General features: G+C 49.8%; 12 protein-coding genes. 8 read left to right on the forward strand and 4 right to left on the reverse strand.

The genetic code is table 11. The features are described from left to right. Positions 1-28 precede the first annotated feature (28 nt). The 7 genes from SPB21_RS02285 (at position 29) to SPB21_RS02315 (ending at position 8,006) form a co-directional block, all read left to right on the forward strand. The gene (locus tag SPB21_RS02285) at positions 29-925 is read left to right on the forward strand and encodes a 3'-5' exonuclease (protein WP_499865288.1); all 897 of its coding nucleotides are present in this window, start codon (positions 29-31) and stop codon (positions 923-925) included. Between the two features lie 799 nt (positions 926-1,724). Next, on the forward strand, positions 1,725-2,930 hold the full coding sequence (locus tag SPB21_RS02290) for an ABC transporter ATP-binding protein (RefSeq protein ID WP_499865290.1): 1,206 nt from the start codon (positions 1,725-1,727) through the stop codon (positions 2,928-2,930). Next, entirely contained in the window at positions 2,927-3,853 is a 927-nt protein-coding gene (locus tag SPB21_RS02295; RefSeq protein ID WP_499057347.1) for a carbohydrate ABC transporter permease, read from the forward strand. Before SPB21_RS02290 ends, SPB21_RS02295 begins: the two co-directional genes overlap by 4 nt. 10 nt (positions 3,854-3,863) lie before the next feature. Further along, the gene (locus tag SPB21_RS02300) at positions 3,864-4,679 is read left to right on the forward strand and encodes a carbohydrate ABC transporter permease (RefSeq protein WP_163670980.1); all 816 of its coding nucleotides are present in this window, start codon (positions 3,864-3,866) and stop codon (positions 4,677-4,679) included. 206 nt (positions 4,680-4,885) lie between these two features. Further along, entirely contained in the window at positions 4,886-6,196 is a 1,311-nt protein-coding gene (locus SPB21_RS02305; protein ID WP_499865292.1) for an ABC transporter substrate-binding protein, read from the forward strand. Between the two features lie 147 nt (positions 6,197-6,343). After that, positions 6,344-7,147: a YmdB family metallophosphoesterase gene (locus tag SPB21_RS02310; RefSeq protein WP_499865294.1), complete on the forward strand. Its 804-nt coding sequence runs from the start codon at positions 6,344-6,346 to the stop codon at positions 7,145-7,147. Next, positions 7,095-8,006 carry a phosphodiesterase gene (locus SPB21_RS02315; protein ID WP_499865295.1) on the forward strand — a complete coding sequence of 304 codons (912 nt, stop codon included), beginning with the start codon at positions 7,095-7,097 and terminating at the stop codon, positions 8,004-8,006. The genes SPB21_RS02310 and SPB21_RS02315 overlap by 53 nt, the downstream gene beginning before the upstream one ends. A 44-nt stretch (positions 8,007-8,050) precedes the next feature. On the opposite strand, the gene SPB21_RS02320 is transcribed toward SPB21_RS02315, so the two are convergent. After that, the gene (locus SPB21_RS02320) at positions 8,051-10,093 is read right to left on the reverse strand and encodes a chromosome segregation ATPase (RefSeq protein ID WP_499865296.1); all 2,043 of its coding nucleotides are present in this window, start codon (positions 10,091-10,093) and stop codon (positions 8,051-8,053) included. Positions 10,094-10,273: 180 nt separating this feature from the next. After that, entirely contained in the window at positions 10,274-11,497 is a 1,224-nt protein-coding gene (locus tag SPB21_RS02325; protein ID WP_499865298.1) for a molybdopterin molybdotransferase MoeA, read from the reverse strand. Positions 11,498-11,637: 140 nt separating this feature from the next. On the opposite strand from SPB21_RS02325, the gene SPB21_RS02330 reads away from it, so the two are divergent. Further along, on the forward strand, positions 11,638-13,020 hold the full coding sequence (locus tag SPB21_RS02330) for an aminopeptidase P family protein (protein WP_499865300.1): 1,383 nt from the start codon (positions 11,638-11,640) through the stop codon (positions 13,018-13,020). Between the two features lie 78 nt (positions 13,021-13,098). Here SPB21_RS02330 and gor read toward each other — a convergent pair whose 3' ends face one another. After that, complete coding sequence (gene gor, locus SPB21_RS02335) at positions 13,099-14,439, reverse strand: glutathione-disulfide reductase (protein WP_499865302.1); 1,341 nt, start codon at positions 14,437-14,439, stop codon at positions 13,099-13,101. Between the two features lie 20 nt (positions 14,440-14,459). Continuing rightward, positions 14,460-15,851 carry an aldehyde dehydrogenase gene (locus SPB21_RS02340; RefSeq protein WP_163669062.1) on the reverse strand — a complete coding sequence of 464 codons (1,392 nt, stop codon included), beginning with the start codon at positions 15,849-15,851 and terminating at the stop codon, positions 14,460-14,462. Between the last annotated feature and the right edge of the window lie 25 nt (positions 15,852-15,876).

The following is a 15,876-nucleotide window of genomic DNA, read 5'->3' on the forward strand; positions in this document are numbered from 1 at the left end:
CCACAGACATCTAACCGGATATCTAGCTATGACGCCTATCGCTGCGAGAAACAATGCTATCCAAACAGCCCAGGCAATTTTGGCAAATCCAGATCGGTACGTCATTCTCGATACTGAAACCTCTGGTTTAGGCAAGACGGCGGAGATTTTGGAAATTGCCATCATTGACCCGGTGGGGGCTACTCTATGCAACTATTTTCTGGACCCGGTGCATGCCATTGCACCGGCAGCGGCGGCGATTCATGGACTGACGAAGGACGTGCTAAAAGCAAAGGGTGCGATCGCATGGCCTGAAATCCATGATGAGGTGGTGGAGCACCTGGATGGTAAAACCTTAGTGGCCTATAACGCTGTTTTTGATATGGCCATGTTGGATGCCACTGCCATACTCCACGGTAGGGATACACCCCACACTGGCGATATCCTATGTGCCATGCGGTTATGGCAACGGTTTCGGGGCGCTACCAAAGTTGAGGCCCTGGAGGGTGATCACAGTGCTCTGGGTGACTGTCTGGCCACACTGGAACGAATTAAGGAAATAGCCAATAGTTCATTAGAGGACGACCCGGACCTGGTGGATATTCAGGACGTAGAAGATCTAGTACAGTGGCAGGCTCGGATAGAAGAGTTGACCGCTCAGCGCAATGCCTTGGATGCAACGGTGAAGTCCTTGAAGGCCCAGGTGACTCAATATTTGATTGATAACGGTGCTGAGGCGATTCCGTTGAGCAATGGCAAGCAGGTGAAACTGTACCGCACACCAACAAAAATTAAACCTTTGGTACCCTTGGAAGAACTACCTGAACGCTATTTGAAACAGGCTGTTGATCAGCAACTGGTCAAAGCTGAGATTAAATCTCGTCACTTGGAAGATGGACTGTTTAGCTATGAGACATCAAATACCATTCGGTTCGTAAAGCTATGAACATTCATACACTTTCCGTAATCACCCCTGCTGTATATGTTCCTGTATCTAACGCCTTAATGTTTTAATACAGAGCAATAATAATCGCTAGTAAAACAAAAGCAACGAAACAATCGGATGAAATATTGTTTGTTCTGTATGTCGTCATCATTGATGGCTCAGTAACAGAAGAGGCCCAGTAACAGAAGAGTTTATAGAAGATAATCCTGAAACTCACGCATCATTCAACTTAAGGGTGACCACACCCTTAAGGACCTACACAAGCTCCTGTTTAGTGCCTTTGATCGATAAGAAGAACATTTCTATGAATTTCAGTTAGGGAGATTTCTTTGGGTACTGGTTTGATGTTGGGGATGACTGGTGGCATCAGGTGGAAGTCATTGATATTCAGGCCAAAGCTCTTAAAGGGAAATACCCTAAAGTAACCAAAAGAGTTGGGGCTAATACTGTGTCAAACTAAAAATTAGGACTATGTATTGATGAAGAGTAAAGGGTAAAGGAGTGCCCTCTCTGCACTCTTTACTCGCCCCACGGCTTATCCTAAATCTTAGTCTTGACAGTCCACTAGAAAATTGTCTTATTCAAGTTCTTCAATCAAAGCCATTGACACAGTCTATGGTCTGTATTCATAGGCTTTACCAGGCAGCGTTCGCTTTCTTTGAAATACATACCTTAATCCAAACTTAAAGTTCTCTTGATGTGGATTGAATGCTCGACAATTAATGTCTAAACATCTATACAACATAGATGTTTGGTCTGTTTCTGGGCATAGCATCTATGATCGCACTCCCCCAAAACGATGACTAATCTTGTGCTACAAGGTATCTCCAAATATTTTGGTGCCAGTCAAGCCCTGAACAATATTTATCTCACCGTTGACGATGGAGAATTCGTCTCTCTGGTAGGACCATCGGGTTGTGGTAAAACCACGTTGTTGCGAATTATTGCTGGTTTGGAAACCGTCAGCGAGGGTGACGTGATGATTGCAGGGCAGACCGTCAATGAGTTGGACCCAGCTCAGCGCAATATTGCCATGGTGTTCCAATCCTATGCCCTGTATCCCCACAAGAGTGTATTTGAGAACATTGCCTTTCCTCTGAGGATGCAGGCCCCCTGGTTCACACGCATTCCCATTATTAGTCACCTATTCAAAGCTCGTAAAACCCTGGAAGCCCATCTGCAAGAACAGGTTCCCCAAACGGCTGACCTGATGCACCTGGGGGAGCTATTAAAACGTAAGCCAGGGCAACTGTCTGGAGGCCAGCGGCAGCGGGTTGCTCTGGCCAGGGCCATGGTGCGATCTCCCCAATTGTTCCTGATGGATGAGCCTCTGTCTAACCTGGATGCCAAGCTGCGGGCAGATATGCGAGCGGAGATTATTGAACTACGGCGGCAGCTGGGGGGCACATTTATCTATGTCACCCACGACCAAAGTGAAGCCATGACTATGTCGGACCGAGTGGTGTTGATGCATGAGGGTAGTATTCAGCAGATTGCTGCCCCCAGTGAGCTGTACGACAACCCTGCCAATCTGTTCGTGGCTGAGTTTATTGGCAGTCCCAAAATTAATACCCTGGCAGTAAGCTCTCCAACGGCTGGAGAGCTTTATGGCTTTGGTAATCATTTGCAGGGGGTGCCGAAACACATTGATGGTGTTGCTGTGCCGGTGCGCGAGGCCCTCTCACTTTGTTTACGGCCTGAAGCCCTGAGGTTGTTGCCCACTCAGGCCCGAGATGCCTTCACTGGACGCATTCACATCCTGGAAAATCTGGGTAACGAGTTTCTAGTCATTGTTCATCCCATCGGTGAAGTGGAAAATAGTGGGGATGATACGACAAAGCCGATGAAATTAGTGGCTCGGGTGGCGGCTATGGTGGGGCGTCAACTGCACCCGGGCGATACTGTTCATCTACAACCCGACTGGTCCCAGGCATTGCTATTTAACCAGGATGGCTTCCGGCTTTCTCAGGCCACAGTTACTGTGCTAGAGGAGGTAAGCGTATGACCCTGGTTGCTCCCGGTCGAGATCGCGTAGGTACTCGTGTGAAGAGTCGCGATCGCACCCCCTGGATAATTTACCCCCTGTATCTGCTGCCTGCCTTCTTTTTGTTGCTGGTGTTCTTTGTAGTACCTGCTTTGACCACCATTGGTATTAGCTTTACCGACTGGCAGTTGGGGTCATCCTCCATTGACCTCATCGGGTTAGACAACTACAAAGAACTGTTTACAGATGAGGTTTATCGTAAAAGTCTGATCAACACCCTCAAGTTAGACCTGTTTGTCGTCCCAGTGTCATTCTTCCTGGCCCTGGGACTGGCCCTGGCCATCAATGGGTTAAATCGCTTTCAAGGCTTTTGGCAAACGGTGTACTTTTTGCCCGTAACCACGACGCTGGTGGCCATGGCCCAGGTATGGTCCTGGATTTTGCATCCCCAGTTTGGCATGGTGGCCCAGTTGTTCAAACTGTTTGGCCTCACCCCCATTAACTGGCTCAACGACCAGAGCGTGGTGCTTTACACCATTGGCTTTATCTCCATCTGGCAGCTGGTGGGTTACTACACGGTGCTGTTTATTGCCGGGTTGTTAAATGTGCCCAAAGAGCTGTACGAAGCGGCACTGATTGACGGTGCCCGCTCTCCCTGGGATAAGTTTTGCCACGTTACTTGGCCGATGCTGGGTCCCACCAGTTTGTTTATTTTTATCATCACCATCATCAAGTCATCTCAGATTTTTGACACGGTGAAGGTGCTGACCCAAGGCGGCCCCAACAACGCCAGTGAGATTCTGCTGTATACCCTCTACAGTGAAGGGTTTGAGTTTTTTAGGACAGGATTGGCATCTGCGATCGCCACACTGTTCTTCGCCATCATGCTGCTGCTGACCATGTATCAGATGCGGGTATTTGAAAAATACGTCCACTACCGTTAGGGAGCCTCTGATGAAAAAGCACGAACTCTTTCTGCATTTTATTTTGGCCATTGGTGGGGTGGTCATGCTCACCCCCTTTATCTGGATGCTGAGTCTGTCGGTCAAGCCAGAGAACGAAATTTATAACGCTCAGATCAGGCTATTCCCCCAGCAGTGGGATTGGGCCAACTACACTGAAGCCTTTATTGACGCCCATGTGGGCTCGTTTATTGTCAACGGGGCCATTGTTACCCTGGGGATTTTACTGTTTCAATATCTCACGACCATTCCAGCAGCTTATGTTCTGGCCCGTAAAGATTTTCGCTTGAAGGGGGTGCTGTTTGCCATTGTGTTGGGGGTGTTGCTGATTCCTCCCCAGGTGACCGCCATCCCGGTATACTTGTTGATGGGTAGATTAGGATTAATCAATACCACTTGGGCGTTGATCTTGCCCTTTACCACCAGCGCCTTTGGCATTTTTCTCTTCCGCCAGAGCTTCAAAGCCTTTCCCCAAGATCTGATTGACGCGGCTCGGGTAGATGGGGCCAATGAATTGTACATTCTCTGGAACCTGATTGTACCGCTCTCGTTACCCACCCTGGCAGCCTTTGGCATTTTCTCCATCGTGGTCCACTGGAACGATTTGTTCTGGCCCTTGCTGGTGATTTATGACTGGGAAAAGGCTACCCCTCCCCTAGGTATTACCTTTTTTGAGGGTGGGGACAGTGGCGACAACGTGGGGGCAATGATGGCCGCCGCCACCCTAATTGTGGCACCCCTCACCATTGCGTTTCTAGTTGCCCGTCGTCGGTTTATTGAGGGCATTACCATGACTGGCATCAAGTAAAAATCTGCTAAATACCAGTCAATAGGTCTTCGGACACCCGATACCCAACACCTCACCCAACCAACATTTTCCAGATTAAGTTGATACCCGGTCTTAGCAGTATCTCTACTCTAATGCCTGATATCTGGTGTCTTTGCCTTTGTGTTTCCTCTGTTTTTTGAGTTCCTGCATAATCTCCGACTAACTTGTTGTAAGGAATCCTGATTATGACTCTACCGTTAACAAAAACATTAACCCGTGGTGCTCTCGCCACACTGATGCTGTTAGCTGTTGGCTGCAGCGGTACTACTACTACCTCCGAGAATACTGCCTCCCCTGACACAGCCGCCGCTGATAGTCAAGACCCCGTTACCATCACTTTGGCCTATCCCTACGGTGATCTATTTACCGATGTACACAGGGAGACAATCGAAAAGTTTGAGGCCGAGAATCCCAATATCGACATCGCCCTCCAGGCCCCCCTGGCGAACTACGAAGAACTGGCCCAGCGTACCCTGGTGGGCATTACCCAGCGACAGGCCCCCACCATTTCTTTCCAGGGCATTAACCAGGTGCGTCAGTTTGTAGATGCAGGCCATGCCAGTGACCTGAGTGAGTTTGTGGCGGCAGATTCCCGTTGGACCGACGGTGGTCTCTATGAAAATATGATGGCCTTGGGAGAATTCGACGGCAAGCAGTATGCCATTCCCTTTGCCGTGTCTACTCCCATCATGTACTACAATGTAGAGCTATTGGAGCAAGCCGGTCTTGATCCTGAGAATCCTCCCCAAACCTGGCCTGAGGTCATCGAAGCAGCTAAGAAAGTTCAGGCTTTGGGTGGTGACGTCACTGGCATGTGGTATGACTACTTGATTACGGGTAACTGGGCCTATCAAGCCCTGGTGTACTCCAAGGGCAGCAGCATGATGGACGATAGTGAAAGCAACATCACCTTCGGTGGCGAAACTGGTATAGAAGCCGCTCAGCTGCTCCGTAGCTTTGTGGATGAAGGGGTGATGCAGGACTGGAGTCGTGAGCAGGGCATTGAGTCCTTTGTCAGTGGCAAAGTAGGGTTTTACTTTAGCTCCACCTCCTCTCTGGCTAACCTGCAAGAGAAGTCTAATTTTAACCTCAAGACTGCCCTCTTCCCCACGGATGAAGGTGGCGAACGTCGTCTACCTACCGGTGGTAACGCCGCTGTGATCATTACCGATGACCCCGCAGAAGCCAAAGCCGCTTACGAGTATGCTATGTTTGCCGCTGGTCCCATTGGTAACAACATTATGGTGAACGGCACTGGCTATATGCCCATGCACAAAGAAGCCGTTGACGAAGCATTCTACGAGGCTAACCCCAACTACCAGGCGTCTATTGATCAGATTCCTTACATCTTCCGCTGGTACTCCTTCCCCGGTGAGAATAACCTGAAGATTATTGACACCATCAAGGAGTCATTACAGGCGGTTGTTTCTGGTAAGGAAACCCCTGAAGCGGCGATTACCAAGGCGGCTGATCAGGCTCAGGACCTGGTGAAGTAAGCGTTCCTTTGAAATAGATGTCTCTCAGACAGGGAGACATCTGTTCTTTCTTACTCTCACATACTCTTACTCTTTAGGGGAAGCCAGATTGTCTCCTCACCTGAGATGTCGTCCATGCGGCTTCTCCTTTTCTTATATTGTCTGAAAATGCGTGTATTATTTTTTGGTGATATTGTTGGTGAACAGGCAGTTGACCAATTAGTCACCGATATCCCCCGCTGGCGACAAGAGCACTCCATTGATTTGGTTATTGCCAATATGGAAAATGCCATTGTTAGTCATCCGGAGGATCTCTGGGGTGGGTTCGGTATCTCTCTAGATGTGATCACTCGCTTAACCGACGCAGGGGTAGATGTGCTGACCGGGGGGAATCACTCCTGGGATGCGCCTAATACCGATGCTGTGATGGCTCATCCAAAAATAGTGTGCCCAGGCAACGTGACCAATGATTTACCCGGACGTGGGCATATCACCCTGGAGGTGAGCGGGGAACTAGTCACCGTTGTTAACCTAATTGGCGATACTGCCGCTGGGAAGCGCTATCACACCCAGCGACCGTTTGACTATTTTCAGGCTCAAACATTTTCAGAAAACAGTTTAATTATTATCGATTACCACGCCAATACTCCCATTGAAAAATGGTCTCTGGCCCGCGTTTTAGACGGTCAGGTGATGGCCATAATGGGCACCCACACCCACGAACCGACGTTAAATCTATATCGTCTACCCCAGAAGACTTTCTTTGTGACCGATGTGGGTATGAATGGACCTACGGGTGGAGTATTGGGCATGGGCAATCGATATTTCCTGTCTAAGGAAAATCAGCCGGATGCACCTGTAGATTTTGATCTGGCACCAGGACCGTTGCAGCTAGGAGCGGTGATTTTTGATAATCAGAGTGGTGAAATTGTTAGGTTGTGCGATCGCAACTGGCCTGGCGATCTCCTATGATGTGTTGCATAACCCACGACTTAATATGACTCTCATTGCCCAAATTAGTGATCTCCATGTCCAAGTAGCTGATGATCGCGCCTACGGTGTGGTGGATACCAATGCCCTAGTGGCCAATGCCATTACCCATATCAACGACTTGAACCCTCAACCCGATTTAGTCATTGCCACAGGAGATTTAGTTCATCAAGGCACGGAAGCTGAATACGAACAACTAAAAATCATTCTCTCGCAGCTCAATGCCCCCATCTATTTGTTACCAGGAAACCACGACTGCCGAGAATCTTTAAAACAAGTATTTAGTCATCATACGTATTTACCCCATCATCATCTAGGGCATTTGAGTTACACCCTAGAAGACTATCCAGTACGGATGATTTTGCTAGATACTACTATTCCTGGTAAGGGAAGTGGTCTGGTGGATGCTGGCCGTCTCGCCTGGTTAGAGGCTCAACTCAACGCTGATACCACCAAGTCCACCATTCTCTTTATGCATCACCCGCCGTTTCCGACGGGCATTACCATGATGGACAATATCGGTTTGGAGGGACGTACAGAGCTGGAAAATCTCATCCGCCACCATCCCCAGATTGTGCGTGTGAGCTGTGGTCATCTGCACCGTAGTATTCATTGCCAGTGGGCCGGGACCACCGCTAGCACCCAGTCCAGTCTGGTTCACCAGGTCGTTCTCGATCTCCAACCTGACGCAGCAGGAACCTTTGTCATGGAACCTGCTGCTTACCAGCTACACCTATGGCATCAAGATATTTTGGTGTCCCACACGGTTTATGTGGGGGAGTTTACGGGTCCTTTCCCATTTTCTGATCCCAAAAAACGTCGAAATGCGCCAGTTATCTAGCGATTCTATCCCGCGAATGGCTTCTCATCTTTTCTCAGATGTTATTATCTAAAAGATTGAGCGTCAACAGTCTCATCCATTTCTAAAAACACAGGTGCAGCCTCTGATTCAGTCCACTCGATGACGTCTGTTTCTTGCGGTTGATTCGCCGCTTGCCAAGTCTGAATTCTTGCTTGAGCAGTCGTATACGCTTCGGCCTGAGAGGGAATTTGCGTAGCCAGCTTAATGGCACGATCTAAATTACTGCGAGATTCACTGTCGGCCAGATTTAAGAGATCCCAACTCCAGCGGTTGATTTGTTGCAGCGCATCCGTATATTGGCTGCTACTGACAGGAATTTGGTTAGCCGTAACAATGGCACGGGCCAGGTCATTGGCAGCGCCAGAACGGGCAATACTGTTGGCTTCCTGCATCCGGGTTTGGTTTTGTTGCTGGTCACGCCAGACTGCTAAATCGTTTTGGACTTCTTGGTAGAGAGAACGTCCTGGAGAAATACGAGATGCGGTTGCGATCGCACCCGATAAATTTCCCGTTGCCGCCAGCCGACGGGCTTGATCCATCAGGGGCCGATCTTCAATGGCTTCAATCCGTCCTTGCCAACCGTCAATGCGCTTTTTAGCATCATCCGTCAGGGCTCGACCAGACTCAATTCTGCGAGCTTCCTGAATTGCCTGGCGCAGTGCTTGAGGGGTGCCCACAGCCGCTAGCTGGTCAGCCCGATTCAAAATGGGTAAATCTTCCGCTGTCTCCACCCGATCTTCCCATTGGCCAATCTGGTCGGAAACCTCATCCCAGCGAGGATTATCGCGATTCACCTGATTGGCTTCAACAATGGCTGAACGCAGATCATTGATATTCCCCTGGGCCGCAATTTGACGAGCAATATCCAATTGGGCCAGGGCCTTAATCTCGGAACGCCACTGACCGATCAACGTCTGGGCTCGATCATAGAGTGGCCGATCTTTGCCTAAACTTTGTAAGCGGGTAATGGCAGAATCTAACCCCAGGGCATCACCACTCCAAGCGCGCCGATAGGCTTCTGTAAAGACCTGAAAATCAGCAATTTCCTGATCTAATCCTTCATTTCTAGGAATTGCCCCTAAAATTTCTTCGGCCTGGGGTAGCTGCTGACGGGCTAAGAATCTCTCAGCCAACCGTAGCATGTCCCTAGCGATAGTCTTTTTCACAGCCTTTGCTTCATCATGGAGCACGCTCTCAGGCTTGATGGAAGCCAGGAGTTTCAAGGCATCTTGAAAGCCTTTGACCGTTCCCTTATCGGCGAGGCGTTTAATTTTGCCGAGCTTACGACTATCTTCCCGCGCCATGGCAATAAGCTTAGTCAGCTCGGTATATTTGGTGTCTGACCAATAGTCATTGTTGACATCTAATAACAAAACTGATAGGCGAAACGCCTCTTTGAAATTGCCATCAACTAGCTTTTCTTTGGCGTTTTCAAAGACTTCTGAGCCTTCTCCCCAGACCCGCTGCCAGCGACGAACATTTGTTTCAACCTGATCTGCTGCTGCTGTATTGGCCGGGATTTTATTGGCGGTTGCGATCGCAGCTTCAAGCTCTCCCTGATGAAATAGATCGTCAGCCCTTTCTAGAATTTCACTGGACCAGGTTTCCACCTTGGCATTGATCTCAGCCCGCAGCGGATGATCATCCGGTAGCCTTTCAACCAGGGCAATGGCCTCTAACAAGAAATCCACGCTTCCCTGATTTGCATAGGATTCAGCACACTGCAAGCGCATGGCTGCCGACGCCGTGGGCCAAAAAATCGCTCGGCAGTTGGGCAGGTTCGGCATCCGAAACAAGCTAGTTACCGCAAAGGCCAAACTGCCTGCCAGAATCATCAAGGTCGTTAACAATAGAAACTGCCAGCTACCAACCCATCTAAAAACCACCATTCCCTTTAAGTCAGATGGCTGGGGTGCAGTCTCAGCAGGAGCCGCATCTACAGGAGATCCCCCTGCATAGGACGGAGAGGGTGCCGGACGAGTAGGCGGCACTGGCATACGCTGAGGCCGACTGCGGGGCACAGAAATAGGCTTAGACGGGCGGCGACGATTGCGTTTGGAGCTCATAAACAGATCAGCCAGAGAAAGAATACGCTGAATATGGCGATACTTTAGCGCAATGACTCAGTAGTGTATACGCTATTCGCTAAAGTGATCCAACTTAAAGGACAAAGACACCATGTCTTACTTGCCCTGTCTACACTGTTCGTCCCCTGAGCATCTTATCAAGACAATTGCTTAAGAAGATTACACATCACCTAAAACCATGGCTTTAATTGTGCTGCCTGCCTGAATCAGGGTTTCCCCAAGCGGCACCCTCCCTAAGCCATTGGTGCGACTCAGATTAATTAAGTTTCCAGAACTATGTCCTCCTTTCGCCAGGGTAAATCGATAGCCATCGTTACCTAGGGAAAGTTGCCCCCATAAATAAGTCTCCCGCTGACCACCGGCCTTGAGATCATCGTCTGTCTTTGCCGATACAAAGGTCGGTGACCAACGAGTCTCCAGACCAGAAAGCTTACGCAGGGCTGGTTGTACAAATCGCCAAAAACTGACCAGCGATGAGACCGGATTACCCGGCAAGCCAAAATAAAGTTGCTGATTCTTCCCACTCCCAAACGTAGCCACCGTCAGGGGTTTGCCAGGCTTTACGGCCACCGAACGAATGTGAATAGTCGCCCTTAATTCAGTCAAAATTTGGTCCACATAGTCATAGTCACCCACAGACACTCCACCGGATGAAATCACGACATCCGCTTGATTGAGGGCATCAGCAATGGCCTGCCGCGTGGCTGCCTTTTGGTCTGGCACAATTCCTAACGGCACAGGCACCGCACCTGCTTGAGCGATCAAAGCTGCCAAGGCATAGCGATTAGAATCCACAATTTGCCCAGGTGCTAAGGGGTGGTTTACATCAACTAACTCATCTCCGGTGGATAAAATTGCCACACGGGGGCGTCGATACACAGGCACTGACACACACTGCGCTGCCGCCAGCACGGCTATTTCAGCAGCTCCAATTTTGATGCCAGGCTTTAATAACTCTGCACCTGCCTGATAAAAGCTACCCTGCTTACGGATAAAAGCCTGGGCTGAAGGAGCGGTCAATACAGTTACCTGCGGTCCCTGACGCTGGGTATTTTCTTGAATCACAATGGTATCGGCACCCGTGGGCACCATGCCCCCAGTAAAGATGCGAGCTGCTTCCCCCGTCTGTAGCTCGCATTTAGGCACCTGTCCCGCCGGAATTTCCTCTACAACGGTCAATGTGGCGGGTACTGTTTTTACATCGTCGTACCGCACCGCATAGCCATCCATGGCTGAGTTATCCCAATGGGGAAAATCCAGCTGACTACTTATGGGTTGGCCTAAAACTCGTCCTAAACAGTCCCCTAAAGCCGCTGTTTCTAACGCCTCCACAGGGGTTACCAGGTCTAGGATCAACTTTTCCGCATCGTTTGCAGGCACCATAGGCTTTAATTTTAAATTTTGATTCTTTGAATTTTGATTCAGACTCCGTATCAGTCATACCTAACCATATCAAAGGCTCCGGTTACGATAGGAGAGTGGGCGTTGCCTACCCTTCGGATTGATCGTTTCTGTTTTCTAACATGCCATTTGCTTCCAGCCTTGCAAAATCCCTTGAACACCGTCGCCAGCAATTGGCAAAGCACCTGGATCACCCGGTCTTACTCTGGTCGGGGCAAGCAACGCCACGCAACTTTCCGGCTAACACCCATCCGTTTCGACCTAGCAGTCACTTTCTTTATTTTGCAGGGCTGCCCTTGGAAAATGCGGTCATTCATATGGCAGATGGGCACTTAACGTTATTTATGGATGAGGCGACACCGGCTGAAGCACTATGGCATGGTCCTAGCCCTAGTCGCACTGAGTTGGCCCATAAAATTGGTGCTGGCAAAGCCCTGCCCCTAGAAGACTTAAAACATTTTGTGGGCGATCAGGTGGCAACTCTCAAGGTACAAGATAATGCCACAGCGGTGCACCAGGAACAACTTTTAAATCGCTCGATTCCTATCGCCAAACAATCTCAGGATCAAGATCTGGCGTTACTCCAGGCTATTGTGCAATTACGCATGTGTCACGATGACTATGCCCTGGATGAGATGCGTCGTGCCGCAGGGGTTTCAGTCGCAGCCCACAGGGCAGGCATGGCGGCAACAAAACTGGGAAAAAACCTGACTGAGGCCCATGTTCGGGCAGCTATGGAACAGGTGATCATGGCCCATGGCATGGCCTGTGCTTATAACAGTATTGTGACGGTCCATGGTGAAGTTCTCCACAACAACCATTACCACTATGCCCTAGGGGAAAACGATTTAGTGTTGGCGGATGTGGGGGCAGAAACCAAGGCGGGTTGGGCGTCAGACATTACCCGTACCTGGCCTGCTGGTGGCAAATTTTCATCGACTCAACGGGACCTTTATGATGTGGTTTTGGCAGCCCATGATGCTTGCATTGAGGCGGCCAAACCTGGCGTGGAATATCGGGAGTTGCATCTCTTGGCCTGTCGAACTCTGGCAGCGGGTTTGGTAGACCTTGGTATTCTCATCGGCCAGCCTGATGACCTGGTGGAACAAGATGCCCACGCGTTGTTCTTTCCCCACGGTGTCGGTCATCTGTTGGGGTTAGATGTGCATGATATGGAAGATTTGGGTGATCTGGCAGGGTATGCCAGCGGTCGTAGTCGTAGTGACCGTTTTGGCCTCGGCTTTCTGCGTCTTGATCGGCCTTTACAGACGGGCATGGCCGTGACCATTGAACCTGGTTTTTATCAGGTGCCGGGCATTTTGGAGGATAAAAGTAATTGCGATCGCTATGCCCACATCGTCAACTGGGACCGCCTAGCCCAGTTTAGTGATGTCAGAGGTATCCGCATCGAAGATGATGTGCTGATGACCGAAAATGGCTGTGAGGTCATCACAAAAGATCTACCAACACACGCTAAGGATATCGAGGCACTAATAACAAATTAGGGGGTTAATTGTTCCTGGTGTAGGGACATTCCATGGAACATCCCTACACCAGGAATACGATTTCCCGTATTCACTTGTTTACCGCATGGTGACAAACTCTTCTGCCGAGCTCGGGTGAATCCCTACGGTGGCATCAAAATCTGCTTTCGTTGCCCCCATTTTGACCGCCACCGCCACCCCTTGAATAATCTCAGCGGCAGCATCACCCACCATATGTGCCCCCAGAACCTTATCAGTCTGCACATGCACAATCAGTTTCATAAGCGTTTTTTCTTCTAGCTTAGGCAGGGTATAGTACATCGGTCTGAATCGGGACCGATACACCCGAATGGCGACTTCGCCATATTTCTCCATGGCCTCGGTTTCAGTCATACCCACCGTGGCCACCTCTGGTGTAGTGAATACGGCTGAAGGGACATTTTCATGGCTCATTACCCGACGTTTGCCACCGTAGTGGGTATCGGCAAACACCCGCCCCTCATTAATGGCGACAGGCGTGAGGTTAATGCGGTCTGTGCAATCTCCTACGGCATAGATATTGGATTCTGCTGTCTGGCTATGGGCATCGACAACAATGGCTCCATTTTTCACCTCTACCCGAGTATTTTCCAAACCCAGATTCTCTAGTCGAGGGATACGCCCCAGGGCAGAAAGACCAACAACATCAGTCAATACCAGGTTGTTATTTTTGAGATTAACCTGAAGTCCCTCATTGGTTTTCTCAAGGCTAACCAGCTCATCATTAATAATGCGGATGCCGTGGCGCAGCATGGCATCTTGGACCTCGGTGCGAATATCTTCATCAAAGCCTCGCAAAATCTTATCGCGTCGAATAATTTGGGTGACTTCTGTTCCCAAAGCATTGAGGACACAGGCAAACTCACAGCCAATGTAGCCACCGCCAAAGATCACCATGCGTTTGGGCTGCTGCGCTAAGTGGAAAATCTCATCGGAGGTGATGGCCAGCTCAATCCCCGGAATGTTGGGTTTACTGGGCTTGCCGCCAACGGCAATCAAAATTTTCTCCGCTGTGATTGTTTGTCCTGCCACCTCAATCGTATGGGGATCCATAATTCGGGCATGGCCCTTAAAGAGAGTCACCTCCGCATTGTCAATCATGCGTTGATAGATGGCATTTAGCCGAGTGACTTCGTCGTTGACGGCTGTAAGCATGCGAGACCAGTCAAATTTACCTGGCTCAAACGTCCAACCATAGCCTGCGGCCTCTTGCACATGGCTGGCAAAATGAGAGGCGTACACCATGAGCTTTTTGGGCACACACCCCCGGTTTACACAGGTGCCGCCCAAGCGATCAAATTCTGCCACTGCGACCTTTGCCCCATACTGGGCAGCCCGTCTAGCGGTCGCAATGCCACCGGAACCAGCACCAATCGCAAACAGGTCAAAATCATAGGCCATAGGTAGGTTTTCCTCTGTAATTACCGGGTAACAAGCTTTTTAATCTGGGCTAGCTTAGCTGGCTTGTAGGGCGCATAACGCCAGTCTAAATCAAACAAAAATGTCTTTTTGAGAACACTCTTGTAGTGGGAAAAGGTATCAAACGTGGCTTTGCCATGATAGCTACCCATACCGCTTTGTCCCACACCTCCAAAAGGTAGATCGGGAACACCAATATGCAACACCGTATCGTTGAGACAAACGCCCCCGGATGACGTGCCGGTTAATACCTGTTGTTGTTTAGCCTGATCCCGAGAGAAGAGATAAAGGGCTAAAGGCTTGGGGCGAGCATTAATTTGAGCCAGGGCCTGGTCAAATTGGTCGTAGGTTAATATCGGTAGAATGGGACCAAAAATTTCATCCTCCATCACTGGAGACTCCCAAGTGACGTTATTCAACACGGTGGGAGCCATGTAGCGAGTGCCAGCATCCGTTTGCCCCCCAATAAGCACATCACCGCTATCGAGGAGAGCGGTTAATCGGTCAAACTGTCGCTGGTTAATAATACGACTTAAGTCAGCACTCTGGGACGGGTCATCACCAAAGAATTCACGAATCGCTGCTGTGAGTTTGGCTAAAAATGCATCTTTGACGGTGCGGTCAATCAGCAGGTAGTCAGGAGCAATACAGGTTTGGCCAGCATTGATAAACTTGCCCCAGGCAATCCGCTTAGCGGCATGGTCAAGGTTGATATCGGCATCAATGATGCAGGGGCTTTTGCCACCTAACTCCAGGGTTACAGGCGTGAGGTGCTTAGCCGCAGCTGCCATGATGATGCGACCAATGGCAGTGCCACCCGTAAAGAAGATGTGGTCAAACTTTTCGGCCAGTAGCTGCTGACTGACGCTGGCATCTCCTTCAAATACAGTGACATAGCTGGGGTCAAAGGTATTGGCAATCAGGTCGGAAACAACGTTGGCTGTATGGGGGGCATGCTCAGATGGCTTCAGAATGGCACAGTTTCCAGCTGCGATCGCACCCACTAGCGGCGATACCATCAGCTGGAACGGATAGTTCCAGGGACCAATAATCAGGACTACGCCTAACGGATCAGGCTGTACCCATGCCGACGACGGAAAGTTCTCCAGCGTTGACTTGACCCGCTTGGGCTTCATCCAACGTTTGAGTTTTTTGAGCGCCAGGTTAATTTCTGAAAGGGTGGCGATTTCAAAATAAGCTTCAAACTCAGGTCGTCCTAAATCAGCCTTAGCCGCAGCTACAATGTCTGATTGACGGTCAATAATAGCCTGCTTGAGTTTGGCCAGCTGAGCTAGACGAAACTCTAAAGGTTTAGTCTGCCCCGAAGCAAAGAAAGCTCGCTGCTGCTCAAGGGCAATGGGAATGGGAAAAGATTTTGTCAGCTGAGCTGTCATAGTTCAGTAGGGCAGATGGAGCAAA

This window comes from Leptothoe sp. ISB3NOV94-8A, from assembly GCF_043421595.1.
Classification (GTDB): Bacteria; Cyanobacteriota; Cyanobacteriia; order Phormidesmidales; family Phormidesmidaceae; genus Leptothoe; species Leptothoe turfae.